The sequence below is a fragment of the Sinomicrobium pectinilyticum genome, from assembly GCF_003725735.1.
Classification (GTDB): domain Bacteria; phylum Bacteroidota; class Bacteroidia; order Flavobacteriales; family Flavobacteriaceae; genus Sinomicrobium; species Sinomicrobium pectinilyticum.
On sequence record NZ_RJTM01000029.1, the window covers coordinates 159,453 to 182,712 of the forward strand.

The 23,260-nt window shown below is 46.2% G+C and carries 20 protein-coding genes and 1 riboswitch; of the genes, 10 read left to right on the top strand and 10 right to left on the bottom strand.

Translation table 11 applies throughout. The annotated features are described in order from the left end of the window. Position 1 precedes the first annotated feature (1 nt). Positions 2-1,159, bottom strand: coding sequence for an amidohydrolase (locus ED312_RS06070; protein WP_123215112.1), 1,158 nt, complete (start codon positions 1,157-1,159; stop codon positions 2-4). A 181-nt stretch (positions 1,160-1,340) separates the two neighbouring features. Between ED312_RS06070 and ED312_RS06075 the strand changes: the two genes are divergently transcribed. The 4 genes from ED312_RS06075 (at position 1,341) to ED312_RS06090 (ending at position 5,074) form a co-directional block, all read left to right on the top strand. Then, a complete protein-coding gene (locus tag ED312_RS06075; protein ID WP_123215113.1) occupies positions 1,341-2,303 on the top strand; it encodes a mechanosensitive ion channel family protein in 963 nt (320 codons plus the stop codon). A gap of 79 nt (positions 2,304-2,382) precedes the next feature. Then, a complete protein-coding gene (locus tag ED312_RS06080; protein WP_123215114.1) occupies positions 2,383-3,171 on the top strand; it encodes an isocitrate lyase/PEP mutase family protein in 789 nt (262 codons plus the stop codon). Then, positions 3,152-4,204, top strand: coding sequence for a bifunctional transcriptional activator/DNA repair enzyme AdaA (locus tag ED312_RS06085; protein WP_123215115.1), 1,053 nt, complete (start codon positions 3,152-3,154; stop codon positions 4,202-4,204). The genes ED312_RS06080 and ED312_RS06085 overlap by 20 nt, the downstream gene beginning before the upstream one ends. 69 nt (positions 4,205-4,273) lie before the next feature. Further along, positions 4,274-5,074 carry a TIGR00266 family protein gene (locus tag ED312_RS06090; RefSeq protein WP_123215116.1) on the top strand — a complete coding sequence of 267 codons (801 nt, stop codon included), beginning with the start codon at positions 4,274-4,276 and terminating at the stop codon, positions 5,072-5,074. Positions 5,075-5,284: 210 nt separating this feature from the next. Here the strand turns inward: ED312_RS06090 and coaD are convergent, their stop codons facing one another. Beyond that, positions 5,285-5,743, bottom strand: coding sequence for a pantetheine-phosphate adenylyltransferase (gene coaD, locus ED312_RS06095; protein ID WP_123215117.1), 459 nt, complete (start codon positions 5,741-5,743; stop codon positions 5,285-5,287). A gap of 44 nt (positions 5,744-5,787) precedes the next feature. Continuing rightward, positions 5,788-6,765 carry a D-alanine--D-alanine ligase gene (locus ED312_RS06100; RefSeq protein ID WP_123215118.1) on the bottom strand — a complete coding sequence of 326 codons (978 nt, stop codon included), beginning with the start codon at positions 6,763-6,765 and terminating at the stop codon, positions 5,788-5,790. A 218-nt stretch (positions 6,766-6,983) separates the two neighbouring features. Here ED312_RS06100 and ED312_RS06105 point away from each other — a divergent pair, with 218 nt between their 5' ends. The 4 genes from ED312_RS06105 to ED312_RS06120 all read left to right on the top strand — a co-directional run bounded on the left by ED312_RS06105 (position 6,984) and on the right by ED312_RS06120 (position 11,205). Next, positions 6,984-7,613 (top strand): PASTA domain-containing protein, encoded by a 630-nt coding sequence (locus tag ED312_RS06105; protein ID WP_123215119.1) that lies wholly within the window; start codon positions 6,984-6,986, stop codon positions 7,611-7,613. After that, positions 7,600-8,628 carry an RluA family pseudouridine synthase gene (locus tag ED312_RS06110; protein ID WP_123215120.1) on the top strand — a complete coding sequence of 343 codons (1,029 nt, stop codon included), beginning with the start codon at positions 7,600-7,602 and terminating at the stop codon, positions 8,626-8,628. Before ED312_RS06105 ends, ED312_RS06110 begins: the two co-directional genes overlap by 14 nt. Positions 8,629-8,704: 76 nt before the next feature. After that, positions 8,705-10,330, top strand: a complete 1,626-nt coding sequence (locus ED312_RS06115) for an amidohydrolase (protein WP_123215171.1) — start codon at positions 8,705-8,707, stop codon at positions 10,328-10,330. A 53-nt stretch (positions 10,331-10,383) separates the two neighbouring features. Beyond that, positions 10,384-11,205, top strand: a complete 822-nt coding sequence (locus tag ED312_RS06120; RefSeq protein WP_123215121.1) for an AraC family transcriptional regulator — start codon at positions 10,384-10,386, stop codon at positions 11,203-11,205. A gap of 61 nt (positions 11,206-11,266) precedes the next feature. Here ED312_RS06120 and ED312_RS06125 read toward each other — a convergent pair whose 3' ends face one another. From ED312_RS06125 to ED312_RS06155, 7 genes are all read right to left on the bottom strand, one after another. After that, positions 11,267-11,809 (bottom strand): DUF2911 domain-containing protein, encoded by a 543-nt coding sequence (locus ED312_RS06125; RefSeq protein ID WP_123215122.1) that lies wholly within the window; start codon positions 11,807-11,809, stop codon positions 11,267-11,269. A gap of 116 nt (positions 11,810-11,925) precedes the next feature. Next, positions 11,926-13,095, bottom strand: coding sequence for a trans-sulfuration enzyme family protein (locus ED312_RS06130; RefSeq protein ID WP_123215172.1), 1,170 nt, complete (start codon positions 13,093-13,095; stop codon positions 11,926-11,928). 40 nt (positions 13,096-13,135) lie between these two features. Then, entirely contained in the window at positions 13,136-14,542 is a 1,407-nt protein-coding gene (locus ED312_RS06135; protein ID WP_123215123.1) for a pyridoxal phosphate-dependent decarboxylase family protein, read from the bottom strand. 31 nt (positions 14,543-14,573) lie between these two features. Then, positions 14,574-17,978, bottom strand: a complete 3,405-nt coding sequence (gene thrA, locus ED312_RS06140; RefSeq protein WP_123215124.1) for a bifunctional aspartate kinase/homoserine dehydrogenase I — start codon at positions 17,976-17,978, stop codon at positions 14,574-14,576. Positions 17,979-18,067: 89 nt separating this feature from the next. Next, positions 18,068-18,171, bottom strand: a riboswitch (SAM riboswitch). A 134-nt stretch (positions 18,172-18,305) separates the two neighbouring features. Beyond that, positions 18,306-19,280: a Gfo/Idh/MocA family protein gene (locus tag ED312_RS06145; RefSeq protein WP_123215125.1), complete on the bottom strand. Its 975-nt coding sequence runs from the start codon at positions 19,278-19,280 to the stop codon at positions 18,306-18,308. A gap of 73 nt (positions 19,281-19,353) precedes the next feature. Continuing rightward, positions 19,354-19,617, bottom strand: coding sequence for a DUF1456 family protein (locus ED312_RS06150; RefSeq protein ID WP_123215126.1), 264 nt, complete (start codon positions 19,615-19,617; stop codon positions 19,354-19,356). A 27-nt stretch (positions 19,618-19,644) separates the two neighbouring features. Then, positions 19,645-21,903, bottom strand: a complete 2,259-nt coding sequence (locus tag ED312_RS06155) for a bifunctional SulP family inorganic anion transporter/carbonic anhydrase (RefSeq protein WP_123215127.1) — start codon at positions 21,901-21,903, stop codon at positions 19,645-19,647. A gap of 257 nt (positions 21,904-22,160) precedes the next feature. Between ED312_RS06155 and ED312_RS06160 the strand changes: the two genes are divergently transcribed. Beyond that, the gene (locus tag ED312_RS06160) at positions 22,161-22,775 is read left to right on the top strand and encodes a DUF1579 domain-containing protein (protein ID WP_123215128.1); all 615 of its coding nucleotides are present in this window, start codon (positions 22,161-22,163) and stop codon (positions 22,773-22,775) included. After that, entirely contained in the window at positions 22,776-23,258 is a 483-nt protein-coding gene (locus ED312_RS06165; protein ID WP_123215129.1) for an anthrone oxygenase family protein, read from the top strand. Positions 23,259-23,260 lie beyond the last annotated feature (2 nt).

The window sequence follows — 23,260 nt, forward strand, 5'->3', positions numbered from 1 at the left end:
ATTATCTGTCGGATATTATTTTTTGGATTATGTGGTAAAACATCTGCACCCCTGTGGAAATTATCCCGTCCGGAAAATCATAATCCGGATTGTGCAGGGCAGGGGTATTTTCTCCTGCTCCCAATCCGAACAGTGCCCCCGGATATTTCTGGGTAAACAGTCCGAAGTCTTCACCCCAGCCGAAAGGCGTGTCTTTTTCATACAGGTCAAATCCCTGTTGTCCGGCGACCTCACGTATATATTGGATTGCTTTCGGGTGGTTTTCATTTGCAGGAAACCCCTGGGTCCAGGAAATGTAGGGTTTCAGGCCATATCGCTGTGCTGTCTCCCTCGCGATCTTTTCGGCAGTTCCGGCTGTGGTCTTCATCCTGTTATTGTCTTTACAGCGGATGGTAAAATGGACCTCGCCCTCCCCGGCGGAGATACCATAAGCTTTTTCACCCATCCGGAGGTATATGGGGGCCACCTGACAGAAATCATCGGAAGCTATATCCGGCTGCACCAGGGCCTGGAATTGCCGGATGATATCCGCAATGGCAGAAGCCGGATTAATACCTTTTTCCGGTTCGCCCGCATGGGCGGTCTTTCCTTTCAGCATGATGATAATACTGTGGACCGCCGGAGTAAATGTCCCTTCTTTAATAACGATCTGCCCCTCGGGGAACGAAGGGAGGTTGTGCAGGGCAAAGACATAATCCGGATCCATATCTCCGAACCTGTTATCGGCAAGAACACACTTTGCCCCGTTACCATCTTCTTCCGACGGCTGGAACAGCAGTATAACCCGCCCTTTTTCCGGGCGATAACGGTGCAATAGTACTGCCAGCCCGGCAACTATGGCCATATGACCATCATGGCCGCATTTATGGGATATGCCCGGAGTTCCTGAGCGATGGAGAAATGTGTTGACCTCGGGAATGGGCAAAGCATCCAGTTCACACCGTATGAGCACGGTCTTCCCTCTTTCCGTTCCTTTGTAAATGGCCGCAATCCCAGTTCCGCCAAGATGCGTCACAACCTGGTCCGGGGTATGCTTCCGGAGGAAGGACAGTATGGTCTTTGCCGTTTCATGTTCTTTTCCCGATACTTCCGGGTGGCGGTGCAGGTATTTCCGGAGTCGGGTAAGTCTTTCCGTGTCGATATGGATGTCGGTCGTCATAAAGGATGTTTTTTCAGGGGGAAACCCGGAATCTGACGGAATGCGGTCTTACTAAAATAATAAATTAAAGAAGAACGGAACAACGATCGGGCAGAAAAGTCCGTTCCCGGTATTTCCCGCCATTTCGGGAAGGTCTTTTCAGATTTTTTGCGTATTTTATTGGCAAACAAATACTTTTGCTATGAAAATATCCCTGAAAAATCTCAAAAAATTCCTGTTACCCATCCTGATTTTTGTTGTGTCCCTCACCATTTCCATGTTAAAAACTACGTTTTACGGGATTAACGCGGAATTGGGACGGATAATGGAAAAGGCGGGAGCGATCCTGCTTATTGCCAGTTTTGCCTGGGCAGCCATAGTAGCTACGCATATGGCTAAAAGAATATTTCTGCGGCATACGGATATTACTGTTGCGGACAACCTGCATTCGCGGAAACTCTATACCCAGTACACCATTATCGAAAGGATTATCGTATTTATTATTATTCTTGTGGCTATAGCCTTTGTATTGATGTCATTTGAGAATATCCGCAGGATAGGGATCAGCATTTTTGCATCGGCCGGGATAGCAGGCATCATACTCGGGCTTGCGGCGCAGAAAGTCTTCGGCTCCATGCTTGCCGGTCTGCAGATAGCCTTTACCCAGCCTATCCGGATGGATGACGTGGTTATCGTTGAAGGCGAATGGGGCCGTATAGAAGAAATTACCCTTACCTATGTGGTCATAAAAATATGGGACCTGCGCAGACTTGTGGTACCCTCCACTTATTTTATAGAGCATCCGTTCCAGAACTGGACGCGTACAAGTGCCGAACTGCTGGGGACGGTCTTTATCTATACCGATTATTCCGTGGATTTTGACAGGGTCAGGGAAGAGCTTACACGGCTTCTGGAAAGTTCTCAACTCTGGGACGGTAAAGTAAATGTACTGCAGGTGACCGATGCCAAAGAAAACAGGGTAGAGGTACGCGCCCTGATGAGCACGCGGAACTCTTCGGACGGATGGGACCTGCGGGTATATGTCCGCGAACATCTGCTGCTCTTTCTGCAAAGAGAATTTCCCGATAGCCTTCCCAAAACCAGGGTGTATGTGGAAAATAATAGACCCGAAAGCAGGAATTCGGGTTCCGCCTTAAATTCCTGACACCACTTAAAAAATACTTGTCAATTTTTCGGTTGCAGGCTCATGCCGTATTTTGTCCCTTTGTTTCAAAATAAAAATCATGAGCAGATACGAAAAATTTTTAGAATTACATGATCAGCCCGTACCTTTATTTCTCGGTAATGTCTGGGACGTGAAAAGTGCCGTTATCATGGAACAGCAGGGATTTAGGGCTCTTGGAACATCAAGTGCCGCAATTTCCCACATGCTGGGATATGAAGACGGGGAAAACCTGTCTTTTGACGAATTGCTGTTTGTGGTAAAGCGGATCGCCGCTAAAACCGGGCTGCCCTTGTCCGTGGATATCGAAGGAGGGTACGGAAGAGAGATATCCCGGGTTATAGAGAACCTGGAAAAACTCTTCGAACTGGGAGTTGTAGGGATAAATATAGAGGACTCACGTATGGAAGAGGAGAGAGTATTGCTTCCTGCCGGGGATTTCAGCGAATATCTCCGGGAAATAAAAAAATATCTGGAACGGAAAGATATGAATATGTTCATCAATGCGAGGACGGACACTTTTCTCCTCGGGACTCCCTCTCCCCGGGAGGAAACGGTAAGGAGAGCAAAACTATACGGGGAGGCGGGGGCAGACGGGGTGTTTGTCCCCTGTATCGTTGAGGAAGAAGATATACGGTGTGTTGTATCTACTACGGCGCTCCCGGTGAATGTTATGTGTGTGCCGGGCCTGCCTCCTTTTGACCTGCTGCGCGGGTTGGGGGTCAGGCGGATCAGTATGGGGAATTTTATGCATGCCCGGTTAATGGATATATTGAAACATCAGGCGGACAAAATACGGACAGAGGGTTCGTTTAAAAACATATTCGAAAATGCTGGTAACGGAGAATGATAAAATAGAACGGTTTTATAAAGCCCTTATCGAAAGGGACAGCCGTTATCTCGGAATTTTTTACGTATGTGTAAAGACCACGAAAATATTTTGTATTGCTACCTGTCGTGCGAGGAAGCCCAAACAGGAAAATATATTCTTCTGCACTACTGCCGGAGATGCCCTGTTGCACGGCTACCGCCCGTGTAAAGTATGTTGTCCTATGGAGAATGTAGATGAACCTCCGGAAAATGTAAAAGAACTGATGCAGATGACCGCAGCAGATCCCGAAAAGAAAATTTCGGATGATGACATTCGCCAAATGGGATACACCCCCGAAAAAATCCGCAGGTGGTTTAAAAAACATCACGGGATTACTTTTCAGGCATACCAGCGGATGATCCGGATAAACACGGCATTTGTTCAATTGAAAAACGGTAACCGCGTCACAGATTCCGCCTTTGATTCCGGGTACGGATCTTTAAGCGGTTTTGGTTCGGCCTTTAAAAATATTTTCGGGGTTCCCCCGGAAGACGCTTCCGGAAGAAATGTTATCTATATACACAGGTTTACCACCCCGCTGGGGCCTATGTTTGCCTGTGCTACGGAAACGGGCCTTTGTCTTCTTGAATTTACGGACCGCAGAATGCTGGAGTATGAGTTCAGGGACTTGTCCCGCCGGCTCGGGGCAGTCATTATTTCCGGAAGTAATGCCCATCTCGAATCTACGGAACAGCAGGTAGGAGAATATTTCAGAGGAGAGCGAAAAGCATTTGACATTCCCCTGTTAACTCCCGGAACGGATTTTCAGCAGAAGGTATGGCAAAAGCTTATTGAAGTACCTTATGGCACGACCAGTACTTACGGACAGCAGGCCATGGCCATGGGACGGCCCACTGCGGTCCGGGCCGTTGCAAGGGCAAACGGCTATAACCGTATATCCATTATTATTCCCTGTCACCGGATTATCGGGGCGGACGGACAGTTAACCGGTTACGGAGGAGGTATTCCCCGGAAACAATGGCTGCTGGAACATGAAAAACAAAACAAATAAATAGCAGGAGTTGTAACAATTTTATTTTTCTTTATACTTATAATTGTATCAATCTTAGAAATAAAACCAATGACAGCACACGAAATTGATTACCACATTTACGGCGAGGAAATGCAATATGTGGAAATAGAGCTGGACCCGCAGGAGGCCATTGTAGCCGAAGCAGGCAGTTTTATGATGATGGATAACGGTATAAGTATGGATACCATCTTCGGAGATGGCTCCAATCAGGAGAAGGGTGTATTGGGGAAATTGTTTTCTGCCGGGAAACGCCTGTTAACCGGGGAGAGTCTTTTCATGACTGTTTTCCTGAATGCGGAAACCGGAAAGAAAAAGGTGAGCTTCGCTTCTCCGTACCCTGGGAAGATAGTTCCGATAGACCTTACCAACTACGGCGGTAAATTTGTGTGCCAGAAAGATGCTTTTCTCTGCGCAGCAAAAGGGGTAAGTGTGGGAATTGAATTTTCCAAGCGCCTGGGAAGAGGTTTCTTTGGTGGTGAAGGTTTCATTATGCAGAAGCTGGAAGGGGATGGTATGGCCTTTGTCCATGCCGGTGGAACTATGGCGAGAAAGGAACTGACCCCGGGAGAGGTGTTAAAAGTAGATACGGGCTGTATCGTGGGCTTTACCAAAGATGTGGATTACAATATAGAATTCGTAGGAGGAATAAAGAACACCGTCTTCGGGGGTGAAGGACTTTTCTTTGCTACATTGCGTGGTCCCGGAGTGGTATATGTACAGTCGCTTCCGTTCAGCAGGCTTGCCAGCAGGGTATGGGCCGCAGCACCACAGGGAGGTGGAAAGGATAAGGGGGAAGGAAGTGTGCTGGGTGGCCTCGGAGATATTCTCAGTGGGGATAACCGGTTTTAAAAATGTGATAATTAGCCAATGAGGTAATGCGATAATTCAGTAATTTGAATTTAAGGATGTTGCCTGAATAACTCCATAGCTCAATAACCAGAGGGTAATTTTATTGTTTGTCAAAACCTATGGATGTCAAGGCGATAGTAGTTTAGTTATTAACAAGTCAATAACTTCATTATCCCATTGGCTAATTATCAAATCGGCACATTGACCCGTTTATTCCTTTACCCTTACAGTGTCCGGTACCAGTCCGGTATAATCTCCGCCATTGCGGATAACATCCCGAACAATCGAAGAACTGATATAGGATTTCCCGGAAGAAGTGAGCAAAAATACAGTTTCTATTTCCGATAATTTCCGGTTGGTGTGTGCAATGGCCTTCTCAAATTCGAAGTCTGCCGGGTTGCGCAGCCCTCTCAGGATAAACTGGGCATTTATTTTTTTACAGAAATCCACGGTAAGCCCTTCATAGGTCATGACCTTGATTTTCGGGACATCCCGGAAAGCTTCTTCAATGAACTGTTTCCTCTCTTCAACAGAGAACATGTACTTTTTTTCGGCATTGATACCTATGGCAATGACCAGTTCGTCAAACAAGGTGAGTCCCCTGGTAATAATATCGTAATGTCCTAAGGTAATGGGATCAAAAGATCCCGGAAAAATAGCTCGCTTCATGATTTCTGGATCGGAGTTGTTGTCTTTTCTTCTTTTAAATATAACTATTTTTTCAGAGCCTCTTCCACCGCGTTGTTAAAAAGTTCTTTAAGGGATATACCTGCAACACCTGCCTGCTGCGGCAAAATACTTTCCGTAGTAAGTCCGGGGATGGTATTTATTTCCAACAGGTGCGGAATATCGTTTACTATAATGTATTCACTTCGGCTGAAGCCTTTTAATTTCAGGATATCGTAAACCTTTTTCGCTATTTCCGATACTTTTGCGGTCATTTCCGCGGATAATCGCGCCGGGGTTATTTCCTGGGACTGACCGAGATATTTGGCATTGTAGTCAAAAAAGTCGTTTTCCGAAACTATTTCCGTAACAGGCAGAACCATCGTCTCTCCCCGGTACTGAATGACGCCCACGGAAACTTCCGTCCCGTCGAGAAAAGATTCTATAATAATTTCGTCATCTTCCTTAAAGGAATATTCTATGGCCCGGGGGAGGTCCTCCTCCTTATGTACTTTGGAAACCCCGAAGCTGGAGCCGGCCTTGTTGGCCTTGACAAAACACGGAAGACCTACTTTGGCTACAATATAACTGGTATTAATGATATCTCCCTTATTGATATAGAAAGAAGCAGCACACGGAATGCCATATGCTTTCAGTACGGAAAGACAATCCCTTTTGTTAAACGTAAGGGCAGCCTGGTAAAATCCGCAGGAAGTATGCGGAATGTTCAGGAGGTCCAGGTAGGCTTGTATGTAACCGTCCTCACCGGGTGACCCGTGTATGGCGATGAAAACAGCATCGAAATTTATTTTTTCACCCTTCGGTGAAATGCTGAAATCGTGTTTGTCTACCGGGAATTCAGCTTCATTATCGTCTACATACACCCATTTGTCCGGGAAGATATGGACCCGGAAAAGATTGTAAATTTCACGGTTCAGGTGCTGGTATACTACATTACCGCTTTTTAGGGAAATCTGGTATTCGCTGGAATACCCCCCCATCAGAATAGCAATATTTTTTTTCATCGGCTACACGAAAGAGTTCCGTAAATTCGTTTAATCAAAAGTATCATTAATAAATCAAAAGATAAAAAAACTTTTAGGATTAAATTTGATGCCGGTAAGCGATGGCAGGTGCGTGGAACTCCCTTGGTAGTGGCGATCGGAGAGAATGACGCCCGAAGGCGGTTTCCCCTCCCGAAATAAGTAAACAGTTTCATATCTTTGTCAACTAAATAAAGAACATGAGTATTTTTAGATTCCTGGGGAGTAAAACTTTTCTGACCCAGATAATAATAGCAGTGGTGGTATCGGTAGCATTGGTTCTTCTCGCATTGCAATGGCTGAAGATCACAACAAATCACGGTGAGTTTGTCACCGTACCCGACCTTTCCAAGAAAACCCTGAACGAGGTTAAGGAGACCCTCGAGAATGCGGACCTCCGTTTTGAAGTGCTGGATTCAGCCAATTTTAACCCGGGGTACCCCCGATATTCCGTTATAGAGCAGGAACCCGTAGGGGGGAGTACCGTAAAACAGAACAGAAAAATATATCTCACTATAAATCCTTCCGGATACCGGGAGGTAAGTGTACCGAATATCATACAGGTCACCAGGCGGAATGCCGAATCCATGCTCCGCGCCGTAGGATTGGAAGTCGGAAGGGTGGAATACATAGACGAGATAGGTAAAGACATGGTTTACTATATCCAATACCAGGGGAAAAAGATCGCCCCGGGAGACCAGTTTCCGAAAACCACCAAAATAGACCTCGTATGCGGGAACGGGGGGGAAGAAGAGCGGAAAAAAGAAGAAGCGGCAAAAGAGGAGGCGGAAACGGAAGATACAAATAACGAAGGTGATGGCGGAGCATAACGATATTGAAGAACAGGACGACGAATTATACGAACACTACAGTTTTAAGGCAGGAAAAGGGCAGGAACCGCTGCGGGTAGATAAATTTCTGATGAATTTCATAGAAAATGCAACCCGGAATAAAATACAGCAGGCGGCCAGGAACGGTAATATATGGGTTAACGGAACAGCCGTTAAATCCAATTACCGCGTAAAGGCCGAGGATGAGGTAAAAGTATTGTTCGAACACCCGCCATACGAATACCTGCTTACCCCTGAAAATATTCCGCTGGATATTGTTTATGAAGATGATGAGCTGCTGGTGGTCAATAAACCGGCAGGTATGGTTGTGCATCCCGGTCACGGTAATTATAGCGGAACACTTATCAATGCCCTGGTGTATCACTTTGAACACCTTCCGAAAAACAGTAATGAACGTCCGGGACTGGTGCACCGCATAGATAAAGATACCAGTGGGCTATTGGTTATTGCCAAAACGGAACAGGCCATGACCCACCTGGCAAGGCAGTTTTTCGACAAGACCAGTGAAAGGGAGTATGTGGCCCTGGTATGGGGAAATATAGAGGAAGAAGAAGGTACGGTGGAAGGACATATAGGAAGGCATCCCAAAAACCGTTTGCAGATGGCTGTTTTCGAAGACGGGACGCACGGTAAAGAAGCCGTAACCCATTACAAGGTCCTGGAACGGCTCGGTTATGTAACCCTGGTATCCTGTAAACTGGAAACGGGGCGTACACATCAGATAAGGGTGCATATGAAGCACATAGGGCATACACTTTTCAATGATGAACGTTACGGGGGAGAAAAAATACTCAAAGGGACCACCTTTACCAAATACAAACAGTTTGTGGATAATTGTTTTAAAACACTGCCTCGCCAGGCCTTACATGCCAAAACCCTGGGCTTCGAACACCCGGTTACCGGAAAGTTCATGAGTTTTGATTCTCCCCTGCCGGAAGATATGGTCGCATGTATAGAGAAATGGCGGAATTATGCCCGGCATATGGAATTGTGATTTTTACGATTTTAATTTCAGATTTTATTGGTGTTTTTCCTACTTTTACAAGAACCCTAAACAATTAGCCACCCCCATGAAAAAGACCCTCTTTTCTATAGCGGCACTTATGCTTGCTCTAAATTCGTGTAAAAAAAGACAACCCGTAGACATTGTAGTAACCAATGCCAATGTATACACCGTAAACGACCATTTTGACAAAGCAGGATCCTTTGCCATAAAAGACGGGAAATTTATTGATGTAGGAAATGTAGAGGACATAGGAAATAAATATTCCGCAAGGGAGATCATTGATGTAAACGGAAAAACCGTGGTTCCCGGGCTTATCGATGCTCATTGTCATTTTTACGGGCTGGGGCTTAACCGGCAGCATGTAGATCTCGAGGGAACTGCAAGTTTTGATGAAGTAGTGGAAAGAGTGGTCGTCTTTCAGAAAGAGAAACAACCGGAAGTTATATTCGGAAGAGGATGGGACCAGAACGATTGGGAGGTAAAGGAATTCCCGGAGAAAGACGTGCTGGATTCCCTGTTCCCCGATACACCCGTAGTATTGGAACGTATAGACGGACATGCCTATCTCGTAAACAGCAAAGTGCTGCAAATGGCCGGAATAAACGGGCAAACCATTGTGGACAACGGTGAAATCGTAATGAAGAACGAAGAACCGACCGGAGTATTGGTAGACGGGCCTATGGCCCTCGTAGATGCCGTACTTCCCCCGCCGGACAGGAAGACACAGGTACAGGCATTACTGGACGCGCAGAAAATATGTTTCGGGTACGGGCTAACTACGGTAAATGATGCCGGGCTCACCCGGGAAACCATAGAACTTATAGACAGTCTGCAACGTATGAACGCTATGGACATGCGGGTATATGCCATGGTAAGCAACAGTAAAAAAGATGTTGTTTACTTTTTGTCAAGAGGAGTGAAAAAAACCGACAAACTCCACGTCCGGTCCGTAAAAGTATATGCGGACGGTGCACTGGGATCGAGAGGAGCAGCGTTGAAAGCCCCTTATACGGACAAGCCGGGGCATTACGGGGCCATGGTAACACCCGTTGCGGATATCGAAGCACTGGCCTTAAAAATAGCAGCTTCCGACTTTCAGATGAATACCCATGCCATTGGAGATTCTGCCAATGTTGCCGTATTACGGGCATATGCCAAAGCGCTGGAAGGAAAAAAGGACAGGCGATGGAAAATAGAACACGCGCAGGTGATAAGCCCCGAAGATTTTGATTATTTTGAACAGGGTATCATACCTTCCGTACAACCCACACATGCTACCAGCGATATGTACTGGGCACAGGACAGGTTGGGGAAAGACCGTGTACAAGGGGCATATGCCTATAAAACGCTTCTGGATAAGGCCGGGGTTATTGCCCTGGGTACGGATTTTCCGGTAGAGCATGTTAATCCGTTCTATACTTTTTACGCTGCTGTGGGAAGAAAGGACCTCGATGGGTATCCTAACGGGGGATTCCAGCCTGAAAACGCCCTGAGCAGGAAAGAGGCGCTGAAAGGTATGACCATATGGGCGGCGTATTCCAATTTTGAAGAAGAGGAGAAGGGAAGTATAGAAACCGGTAAACTGGCCGATTTTATTATACTGGACAAGGATATTATGCAGGTTCCCCTGGAAGAAATCCCCGCAACAAAGGTGGAGGGGACTTTCATAGGAGGGAAGAAGGTATATTAAATTGTTCCGGACATGTCATAAATCGGTTTATCTTTGTAAGAAGCTGTATTTATATGCATGACCTTCCGGATATAAGAAAGCACTTCAAACCCCTTCAGCCGACTGTGGGAGGGAACGATTCGGGGGTGACTTATTCGGAACTGTTTCCGCATATGCACCTGGGCAATTATATTTATTGTTACTGGGAACTGAAGACTACCCGGAGGCTCACAACCCCTTTCCCTTATAAAGTAGTGGCGGATGCCTGTACGGATATATTTTTTGAGACCGGGAATCCGGAGGACATGTTCGTTATGGGTTTTTCCACCGAATATACCGAATTTCCGCTCGACCCCCAGTTCCGTTATATAGGTATCCGTTTTTTGCCCGCGGCTTTTCCGCTTTTATTTCGTATCGGTGGCAACGAACTTACAGGGCGCGTAGAAGCATTACACCATCTTTTGCCTCACGTATTCAATGGATTGATACCTCGTGTTTCCGGTAATATGACTTTCCCGGAATATGCAGGTACATTCGATTGTTATTTCAGGGAAGTGGTAGGGCTGGCAAACCTGAATACGGACCATCGCTTTTTCAATGCCCTGGACATTATCATAAAAAAACAGGGCATATTGCAGGTACAGGAAGAACTGGATACCGGGGTCAGTCCGAGACAGTTGCGGCGCCTGTTCGATTTTTATATAGGGAGCACGCCCAAAACATTCAGCAAGGTAGTGCGTTTTCAGCATATTCTGCAGGCCAAACCCTCCACACAAAGCCTGAGGGAAAACAAAGTGTTTTTTGATGCGGGATACTACGATCAGTCCCATTTCATCAAAGAGTTCAAAAACATGTATGGCATGACACCTTCCCTGGCATGGAAAATCCGGACATAAAAAATCCGGAAATTTTTCAATTAAGGAAATTTTCCGGATTTTTCGGATATAATTAAAAAAACTATCTTTCGCTGATCGGTACCTTAACCCGTGTAGTATCCCATCCCATATACATGTCGGCTCCGTTATCTCCGGGTTCGAAAGTAATGGAGAAAGCTTCCAGGGATTGACTGTCCTTCTCGACAGGGACCGTTGTCCTGGCTACATCGTTGGCTTCTTTATAATCGAAAGCGCCCCATACGTCCGTATCACTGTTCAGGATTACCACCCATTCTTTTACCCCGGGAATGGTGAACAGGGTATAAGTACCAGCTTCAACCTCCTTATCTCCGAACATTACGTCTTTGAAAAAGGTGATCTCTGTTGCCTCATTGGCCCCGGTACGCCACACTTTGTCAAAAGGTACGAGTGTCCCGAAAACCGGCCTGTCTTTTTTCTGGGGCCTTCCGTAAACCACCTTTGCGACAGGGGCTGCCTTGCGGTCTGTACGGTAATATGCGATATCGCACGGACTTTTATCCAGTCCGCTGAATTTCTGTGCATTAGTTTCTGGGGCGAAGGTCAGTGCCACAACAAGTGCCAGTAAGCTGATATATCTCTTCATAACAGGAAAATTGTATTTTTTGGATTGTTATGGTCTAAATTAACAAATCTTTTTTAATCCCGCTCTGATGATCAGGAAACTTTGGGATATTTTTATAAGTTGTAGGAAAGCACCTCTTAAGATGATAATGCCTGGTCCAGGTCTGCAATAACATCCGCTACGTTTTCCAGTCCTACCGAAACTCTTACGAGCCCGTCCGTTATACTTACCTGCAAGCGATCTTCTTCACTGAGTTTGCTGTGTGTGGTGGATGCCGGGTGGGTTACTATGGTACGGGTATCTCCCAGGTTGGCGGATAGCGAGCACATTTTTATGGAATTCAGGAATTTACGGCCCGCTTCCACACCGCCTTTAACCTCAAAGGCCACAATGCTTCCACCGGCTTTCATCTGCTTTTTGGCTATTTCATATTGGGGATGGGACCTGAGAAAAGGATATTTCACCCAGTTTACCCGGGGATGATTTTCCAGGAATTCCGCTACCTTAAGTGCATTTTCACAATGCCTGTCCACACGTACGGCCAGGGTTTCGAGGCTTTTGGATAGTATCCAGGCGTTAAAAGGCGACAGGGATGGCCCCGTATTGCGGGAAAAGAGATAAATCTCCCGGATAAGATCTTTTTTACCCACGGTAATACCTCCCAGTACACGGCCCTGTCCGTCTATGAGTTTGGTAGCGGAATGAATAACCAGGTCCGCCCCGAATGCTATGGGGTTCTGGAGATACGGAGTAGCAAAGCAGTTGTCTATGACCAGGATAAGGTTGTGTTTTTTTGCTATTTCACCCAATAGTTCCAGGTCCAGGATGTCTACTGCCGGATTCGTCGGGGTCTCTGCGAAGAGTATTTTAGTATCCGGTTGTATGAGCGATTCTATCTTTTCCGTTTCGTCTACCCTGAAATAGGAAGTATTGATGTTCCACTTCGGTAAAAACTTGGTGAACAGGGTATGGGTGGACCCGAAGACCGACCGTGCAGCGACAATATGGTCACCGCTGTTCAGCAGGGCGGCAAAGGTAGAGAATACGGCCGCCATCCCGGTAGCGAAGGCATAACCGCTTTCCGCTCCTTCCATTTTACATATTTTATCTACGAATTCGGAGGTATTGGGATTGGTAAATCTGCTGTAAATGTTTCTTTCTTTTTCTTCTGCAAAAGAAGCCCTCATATCTTCCGCATCTTCAAAAACAAAACTGGAAGTAAGATATAACGGGCTGGTGTGTTCCAGGAATTCTGTTTTTTCTATACGGGTTCGTACGGCATCGGTTTCAAAGTGGGATTTGCTCATTATCTCGTGTTTTATTTTTTTATCTGTTAGGAATGTGTTTTTATAAAATTTCTTCGGCAATACGGTCCATTTGTTCCGTAATTATGGTCACATCTTCTTTACTGGTCATCCAGTTTACAAAAGCTGCCCGGATACCTTTTTTACCCTGATATACCGTTGGGGTCATAAAGACTTTTCCGCTGCGGTTGAGAGCAGTGAGGAAAGGCCGGACGTTCTCCTGGTTTTCTTCTCCGCTCAGCGTAAAACATACGGTGTTAAGCCGCACGGGGGCCAGCAGGTCAAATTTAGGGTTTTGTACTATAAAATCGCCCATCAGGAGTGTCATTTCAACGGAATTTTCCACGATATGCCTGTAACCTTTTTTACCGTAGGCCATTAATGTAAACCAGACGGGAAGAGCCCTGAGCCTCCTGGAATTTTCCGGCAGAAAATTGAGGTAGCTGAAATTCTCCATGGGATCTCCGAGGTAAGGGGCATTGGAATTCTGAAAGGTCTCTGCCTGTAACAGGTTATGCTCCTTACGTACGAGGAAAAATGCATTTTCGTAAGGTACGTTCAGCCATTTGTGACAGTCTATGGTAATACTGTCGGCGTCTTCCCAGCCTTTCAGCAGGTGTTCGTATTCAGGAGAACAGGCGGCAAAACCACCGAAAGCAGCGTCGATATGCCACCAGAAGTTATGCTTCTTCCGCAGTTTCCCGATCGCTTCGAAATTATCGAAATCGACGGTATTTACCGTTCCTGCACTGGATATTAATATAAAAGGAGCGCCTTCCAGTTCCAGTATCCTCTTCTCCAGGTCATCCGGGTCTATGGCTTCCCTGTTTCCCCCGAGCGTGTCTACTTTCAGTATATTCCTGCTTCCCAGTCCCAGCATGGCCAGTGATTTTACGGAAGACGAATGGGGAGTGGCCGTTAGTACATGTACCTTGTCCCGGATGCCGTCCCTGGCATAGTCTTTCCCCAGCTGTCTGCCATACCATTGCCTAGCTACGGCAAGGCAGGTGAAATTGGACATGGTGGCCCCCGTAACAAAACCACCGAAAAAGTCGGAGGGCAGGTCAAAGAGGGCCAGCAATAGTTTCACGGCCTCTTGCTCTATGACAGCCGAAATATCGCCTTCTCCTTTGACTGCCTGGGTGTTCTGGTCATATATAGTTGCCAGCCAGTCCCCTGCTATGGATGCCGGTGTGGAACCGCCGGTAACAAACCCCAGATACCTGGGGCCGGAAGAGGCGACGATGAGAGGCTCTAACCGGCTGTTAAATTGTTCCAGAGCCTTTGCAGCGCCAAGTCCTTCTTCACTCAGTCCGGGGATATCATCAACTTCAAAAGTTGTGGATACCGGTCTGTTATGCAGGTCGCCCAGATAATTCCCGGCCTGTTCCTTTACCTGCTCCAGTAAGGAGTCCAGTTCGCCGAAGTCCGTATGTAAATGCTGGTACATGAGCTCAATGTATTATGTTATTGCTATTGTATTATTCTCCACGGTCCGCCAGCCGTAATATATCTCCGAACACGCCCCGGGCCGTTACATTAGCTCCTGCACCGGCTCCCTGAATGACGAGTGGCCTTGTTCCATAAGACTCGGTGTATATTTCGAATATGGAATCGGAACCTTTGACCTGGCCGAGCGCACTTTGCTCGGGAACGGAAACGAGTTTCACCTCCAGGATGCCCTTGTCCTGCTGCAGGTCGCCCGAGAGTTCCCCGATATACCGCAGTACATGACCTGGTTCCTGCCTGGTCTTTATCTCCGTGTACGTGTTGTCGAGTTCTTTCAGACGGGAGAGAAAATCCGCAGCTTTTCCTTCGCGAAAACCTGAAGTTTCGGGGATGAGGTTCTGTATCCTGATGTCTTCAAATTCGTTACGGAGATCCAGTTCCCTGGCAAGGATAAGGAGTTTTCTCCCCACATCGTTACCCGAGAGGTCTTCCCTGGGGTCCGGTTCGGTAAACCCTTTGTCTATGGCTTCCTGCAATACTTCACTGAAAGGCCTGTCTTCCACGGAAAAAGTATTGAAAAGGTAACTCAGTGACCCGGAGAATACGCCTTTGATCCCGGTAATGTTCTCCCCGGAAAGGTGTAGCAGTTTTATAGTGTCTATAAGAGGTAAGCCGGCGCCTACATTGGTTTCGTAAAGATATTGTTTCTGGTTTTTGTCAAGGGTTTTCCTTAATTCTTTATAGAAACCGTAGCTAAGCGTATTAGCGATCTTGTTGGACGAAACTATGTCAAAACCGTTGTTGATCAGTTCGATATAATTTTCCACGAAATCCGCACTGGCCGTATTATCTATAGCAATAAGGTTTTCCAGGTGATGTGTTTTGGCATAGGAAATAACCGCATCTGCCCCGGGGGATTGATCGCTGTTACCGATAGCTTCCCTCCAGTTGTCCCCGATACCATTTTTATCCAGGAGTACTTTCCTTGAGTTGCCCACGGCAAAAATATTCAGGCGTATATTCTTGCGCTTTTCAATACTGCCGGCCGATGATAGTATTTGTTCGATAAGTGTTCCTCCTACCAGTCCGTGACCGAATATGGCGATATTGATCTTTTTGGAAATACCGAATATTTCCCCGTGTATAACATTAAGTGCTTTGTGCAGTGCAGATTTTTTTACGACCAGGCTGACGTTCTTTCCGGTGACGGTATTGTTGAACAGCAGGGGAACGACCTGGTTTCTTATCAACGCGTTATAGGGCTTGTGAAACGTACTGAGGTCCTGCCCGACAATGGAAATAACCGATACGTCATCTACTGCGGATATCTTGTTAACGTCTTTGGAGTAAAAGTCTTTTTCAAACTCCTTTTCCAGCTCCACGATGGCTCTTGTAGCGTTTTCCGCATCTACTACAAGTCCGATTCCCCTTTCCGAAGACCCTTGTGAAATAATACTCACACTGATATTGCTGTCACCGAGTGCCCGGAAGATCCGTGCATCGACTCCCGCTTTTCCGAGCAGTCCCCGCCCTTCCAGGTTAAGTAAGGCCACATTTTCCAGTACGGACAGTGATTTGATACCTTCTTTATTGGGTTCGGAAGTAATGAGGGTTCCTTTGTTATCGTTGTTAAAGGTATTGAGTATACGCAGCGGAATGTTCTTTTCTATCAACGGGATAATGGTTTTGGCATGCAGGATAGTAGCCCCGAAATTAGCCATTTCATTCGCTTCGTTATAAGATAGCTGTTCTATGCGCTGTGCATCGGGCACCAGCTCCGGATTGGCGGTGAATATACCGTCTACATGTGTATAGCTTTGCAGTTCCTCCGCATCCAGGAAGTTGGCTATAAGAGAGGCCGTATAGTTACTGCCGTTCCTACCCAGGGTAGTGGTCTCGTTTTTGGTGTTGGAACCTATAAACCCTGTTACGATATTTACCGTGTTGTGATTGTGTTTTTCGAAATGCCCGAGGACATTCTCCTTGGAAAGTTTTTCCAGGGGCTGTGCATTTCCGAATTTCTCATCCGTTTTGATGAGTTTCCGCGTATCGGTAAATACGGCATTGATACCTTTGTATTTTAATACTTCCGTGATGAGTTTGGCTGAAATAACTTCTCCTTTTGAAAGTATCTGGTCTTTGATTTTGGAACTGTAATCTCCCAGCAGGTTTACTCCTTCAAACAATTTTTCGAGCTTGGTGAATTCATCGGAAAAATCCACATAATCAAAACCGGCCTGCTGGTAGGTCCTAAACTCCTCTAACTGCTTTGTGAAATTTTCCCCTTTTGCGGCTTTCTCGAGTATCTCTTCCAGTTCGTTAGTCGCATTGCCCCTTGCGGAGACTACCACGGTTATCCTTTCTCCCTGTTCTATTTTATCTTCGATAATACGCAACGCATTGGTAATACCTTCTCCGTTAGCCAGTGATTTACCACCAAACTTCAATACTTTCATCCTGTTGTTTTTTCCTTTTTGAAATATTCCTCCTATGAGTTTTTCCAGTTGTTCGAATTCTATTAAAAAAGCATCGTGCCCGTGTACGGAATGTATTTCGCCGTAAGTTACCCTGTCATGGGCCTGTGCCAGTTGCTTATGTGTTTCCCTGTTTTCTTCGGCGGTGAAGAAAAGGTCGGAATCCACTCCTATGATATGGATATTGGCATTTATGGATTCCAGTACGTTAAAATGCTCTTTGTGCCCCCTGGTCACATCTATGGTTTTCAGCAATTGGTTCATCAGCTTATATGCGGCAAGCTGAAAGCGCTCCTGCAATTTATTGCCGTGATGCAACAACCAGCTTTCTACATTGAAAACCTTGAGTTCCTGGTTGGTGGTCCGGTTGAAACGGGTTTTGAAAGATTCCGGTGTGCGGTAGCACAGCATGGCGTGCATACGCGCATCGTGGACGGGCTGGCGGGAATTCACGAGGAATTGTTCCTGTACCTGGCAATTGGCAATAAGCCAGTCCGTTGATTTCCAGTCCGAAGCAATGGGAATGAGATGCTCGGTGATATCGGGATCGAGCACTGCCATTTCCCAGGCAATACCGCCGCCCATTGAGCCCCCTATGAGCGCAAAAAGTTTTCCGACACCCAGTTTTTCCAGGCCGGTCAAAAATATCCTTGCCATGTCACGAGCTACAAAATCCTTGTAGTTGTCTATGACAAATCCGTCATAACCGTTCCCCGGCACGTTAAAGGCCAGGATAGTGTAGATGGAAGTATCTATGCCCTTACCCTCCCCGATAAGGTCTTTCCACCAGCCCGTTTCTCCGGCAACATCCGAATTCCCGGTAAGGGCATGGTTGACCAGTATCACCGGAGCTTCTCCCAGCGTTTTTCCGAAAACCTGGTAAGATAGCGGGATACGTGGAATCTGCACACCGATCTCTGTGACAAAACCTGTAATTTCAAGCTGATTTAAATTGCTTTTCAATGTAACCGTTTTTTGTTTGTATGCGATATGTTACCAGAAAAGCTATTACGGAAAGTAATTACCCTTTAGACCGTGTCATGTGGTACACGGGGTTATCTTTCCCCGTATCCGGGGTAGAACGTAGCACCTTCTCCATGAGGGAGGGTTGCTAAGGCTTCACCGGGTCTATTCCCTCAGCCTTTCTTGATAACATCTTAATTATTTTTCTGAACTTGTGTTTCCTCCCGTTATAAAAGAACGGGCGGAACAAGGCGCAAAGTAATGGAATAATAATGAAACAGGCAATACTTTTGTATCAATTTTTGTATTTCGGAAAAAGAGACCGGATCAAATGGTGCCGAGTATTTTGTCCATGATCCATGCCGTATGTACTGCCGTTGAGCCGGTGGAAGGATGTATGGCTTGCCCTTCCAGGTGGTCCTTAATGTTTTTCACATGATACGCCTGTATGTTTTCCGGGTTGTCGATAAAGAGTTCCTGTATACCCTTATTATTACTCAGGATAACGGGAGCTTCGTCAAAGACCGAAAATGTGATTTTCCCTTTACTGCCCAGTATTTCCACCTTATCCTCGCGGGTATGACAGCCGAAATTCCAGCTTCCGGAGCCGGTAATGCCGTTGTTGTGCAACCAGCAGGCAGTTATGGCATCCTTTGCCGCATAAAGCCCCTGTTGATTGAGGCTTATACCATATACATCCCTGATCTCCCCGAGGAGGAAGGTAAAAAGGTCCAGGCCGTGGCTTGCCAGGTCATCAAAATAACCTCCGGAGGCTATGTGTACATCGGTACGCCAGTTGTATGCGCCGGAAAGGTCCTGGTCGTTCGGTGGTTTGCTGAGATGCCAGCTTATATGTCTTATATTGCCCGCCTCACCATTGTCCAGCCACGTTTTTATCCGGAGGAAACGGGGCAGGGAGCGTCGGTAATAGGCTACGAACAAGGGGACACCCGCTTCTTCAAAAGCCTCCTGAACAGCCAGGCAGTCCCGGTAGGAAGGGGCAAGGGGTTTTTCTATACAGCAGGGCTTGCCTGCTGCAGCTACCCGGAGCCCGTAATACTTATGTGTATCGGGAGGTGTAGCGATGTAAACGGCATCAATTTCACTATCGTTGATAAGATCGTCCGCATCGGTGTAATACTTCTTTACCCGGTGCCTTTGGGCATAATCGCGAACCTTGTCTTCATTGCGCCGCATTACGGCCGCCAGTTCAAATCCATTGGTCTTCTGATAAGCAGGACCGCTCTTTTTTTCGGTGACATTGCCGCATCCAATAATGCCCCAGCGAATGAATTTATGCATTATATCTTCTTATTTTACTGTAAATTTTAGCCGCTGCTTTGCGCATCGCAGGATCAGTTTTCTCACCGTGCCTTTAGCTCTCATCCTTCTGTCCTGTTTTTTTCTTATCCCCTTTTTCTTCAGCAGGCCCTCTCATATGTATGATCAGTCCGTTGAGGAAATTTCGTAAGAACTGGTCGCCGCATTCCATATATTTCGGATGGTCCTCTCTGCGGAAGAGGGCGCCCAGTTCGGATTTGGATACATTGAAGTCCACCAGTTTCATAATGTCAACAATGTCGTCGTTGGTTAGCTTCAGAGCTACCCGTAATTTTTTTAAAATGTCGTTATTGGTCATGAGTTGTTGTTAAATATTTTAAAAGTATTATTTTCCTGATGAGACTTCTATGGTGAACAGTTCGGAAAACGTTACCGAAGCCGTTTTGCGATCAAAGAAAGCCGAAGCGATCCCCAGGTTTCCGGCTTCCACCTGTTCCCTGATAAAAGGGTTATCACGCATTATTTTTTCCTTGGAAAATTCGAGATTAAACCGGGTAATGAGATTCGCGATATCTTCAGGATCTTTGTTTTTGAGATCTTCTTCACTGAATTTTTTTGAGACCAACGCATCCTCGATCAGTGGTTTTAAATAGGATTCCTTTCCTGCCTGATGGGCTTCGATAGCTTCTTTGACAAAGGAGTTTCCGGAATTTCCCATCAGGAGGATGAGTTTTGCACCCTGGTTACGGCAAGCTATTTCTATACTGCGGATAATAGGGACGCTCACCGCGTTTCCGGCTGACCTGATAGGTATCAGGTCGCCAATACCGGTATTGAGGAGCATGTTTAAAGGTTCTCTGAGGTCAATACAGTTTACCACTACGGCAAGCGGGCAAGTACTGAGGAAGTCGGTAAGTTCTTTGTTTCTCAGCCTTCGGGAGATGAGGTTGCCTTTAACATAACTTTTATTACCTTCTTTTAAATAAGTCAGAATTTCCCCGGGGGATGATTTTAATACGGCTTTTTCAAGGTTTTTACCCTCGAAATCGATTCCCTCACCTTTGTCATAACTTTCCTTCAGGCCTATTATATTTACATCGATCTGGTGTTCCATGGCAAAAGTACTTTCGAAATCCCGGAGAATTTCTACTACATCCTGGTCTATATAGCTGGAAAAAGTAGCATCAATAATCACCTTACTATTGTCGGGAACACTCCAAAGTGCATTTTTAATAGAAGCACGGTTAAGGAAGGAAACCTCGTTGGAAAGCTCGAGTTTAATAGCTTCGCCCTGTCTGAACCTGGTGTTTTCAATAAAGAACGGATTGTAATAATTGTTCCGTAAAAGAAAAAACACACTCAGCGCCGAGCCGATCAATACACCGATGAGCACATCTGTAAGCAAAATGGCAATAACGGTGGTGACAAACGGAAGGAACTGGCTCCAGCCCTTGGCATACATTTTCCGGAACAGGGAGACAGATGCCAGTTTATATCCTACTACTAATAATATGGCAGATAGGGAAGCCAGGGGAATGAGGTTGATAACGGAACTTATAAAAAGTACACTCAACAGCAAGAGGAGGCCATGGAGTATGGTAACGAGTTTGGTCTGTCCCCCCGCTTCTATATTTACCGTACTACGCACGATAACCGAGGTAATGGCAATTCCGCCGATAAGGCCCGACAGGGTGTTGCCAATGCCCTGGGCTATAAGTTCCCTGTTCGGAGGTGTTTTTCGTTTGTGCGGATCTATATTATCCGTAGCTTCTATGTTCAGTAAAGTAGACAGGGAGGCAATAATGGCAACGGTTGTGGCCGTAGTCCATATCTTGACATTGCCTATGGCACTGAGATCCGGGGTTGTAATAAGGGAGGAAAGATCGTCAACTTTGGGAATACTTACGAGATGAATGCTGTCGAGGTATAACCCGGGAACAAGATATTTAAAAATAAAGTTCAGGACCACACCGAGGATAACCACGATCAGGGCGGGGGGAATCAGTTTGAAATTCTTTAGCGGTGTCTTTGCCCAGAAAAGCAATATAAAAAGAGAGACCAGGGTGAGAATAATGGAACCGGGGGTGAAGGACCTGAAAAAAAGGGTAACGATTTTCCAGGCATTGTTCAGGTAATCCTCCGAAAAACTTGAAAAACGGTCGTGGTCGAGTTCCATGCCTACGGCATATTTAAGCTGCGAAAGGATAAGGATGATACCAATGGCGGCCAGCAGTCCTTTGATAATGCTGGTAGGGATATAATCGGCGATAAGACCGGCTTTCAGGATGCCGAAAAGTACTTGAAACAGACCTGCAATAACCAGCGCGGTCAGAAAAATATCAAACCCGCCCAGGTCCTGAATAGCAAGGAATACCACAGCCGAAACACTGGCGGCCGGTCCGCTGACACTGGTTCCGGATTTGCTTACGAGACCGATGACCAACCCGCCTATAACCCCGGAGATCAATCCCGAAATAAGAGGCGCCCCACTGGCCAGCGCTATTCCCAGGCAAAGGGGAAGCGCCACGAGAAACAAGACAATACCGGCAGGAATATCTTTGTTCAGGCTGGAAAATAACGGGTTATGGAATTCCTCCCGCCCTGGTCTGTTTACAAATTCTTTTAAATTAGGTAGTTTCCTCAAGTTAGTTTCTTTTCAGGTATAACGGGAAAATTTTTTGTCAATATATCGTTTTTTTTGCGAATAATACATGCTACCTGTAAAGGAACTATATCTTTATTTTTAATTTTTACCGGGTTTGACCGCCATTGAAATTCGGTGAAAGTATAATACTAAAACCCGGTAAATTTCAATTTGCTATAAATGAGTTGTTTAGCTTGTGTATTATTTGAAAATATTGTAAATTAACTTTTTCAATCACTTACCAAATACTTTAAAAAATGAAAACAAGAATTCTTACCCCGGTTTGTGCTGTTTTAATGGTTCTGGGAATCCAAAACCTTATCGTAGCACAGGAAAAGGAAGCAGCCTCTGTTTCCGATGATCCGCAGGCCGCCATGATGGAGGCCTGGAGTGCCTATCGTACTCCCGGCAACATGCACAAAATGCTCGCCATGGACGAAGGTGTATGGAACGCCGACATTACCCATTGGGCGGATCCTTCCGCACCACCTCAAACAGCCGGGGGGACGGAGGTCTGTGAAATGGTTATGGGAGGACGCTACCTGAAAACATCCTTTGAAGGAGAATTTATGGGTGAATCCTTTAATGGCTTGGGTTTTACGGGATATGACAACGCAAAAAAAGAATTTTTCGCTACCTGGATGGACGATATGGGCACCGGGATAATGATCATGCGGGGGGCTGTACCGGAAGATGGGAGTAATACTCTGGAAATGAAAGGTTCTATGGTGGACCCTATGACGGGGAATGATTTAAAGGTCAGGGAAGTGATCTCCCGGATCGATGAAAATACCCGTATGATGGAGATGTTCATGGAGCATGACGGGGCGGAGATGAAGACGATGGAAATAAAATACAGCCGGAAAAAATAGATGTTGTTTCCGGATATTGTACTCGTTCTGGCCGGACTGGCCTCCGCATTGATGGCCGGACTTTTTTACGCCTTCAGCATTGCGGTAAACCGTGGCCTGGAGCGGTTGGGCGACAAGGAGTTTGTTGTGGCCATGCAGTCCATAAATTCCGCAATACTGAACCCGCTGTTTTTCCTGGCTTTTTTCGGTGCGCCGCTCTTATTGCTGCTGGCTACCGTTCTCCACGGTGAAGAAGGAGGTAAACAATTTGTTTTCCTGCTCACCGCTACCGCACTGTATCTTATAGGGGTGTTTGGTGTTACGGTAGTAAAGAATGTTCCCATGAACGACAAACTGGCAAAACTCATCCCGGAAACAGCTTCGGAAGAAGAAATTTCCGGGGCGAGGAGTGCTTTTGAAAAGCCCTGGCTGCGCTGGAACCATGTCCGTACCGTGGCTTCATGTGTAACCGTGATACTGGTTTTGATCACGGCTTTTTTCTGATT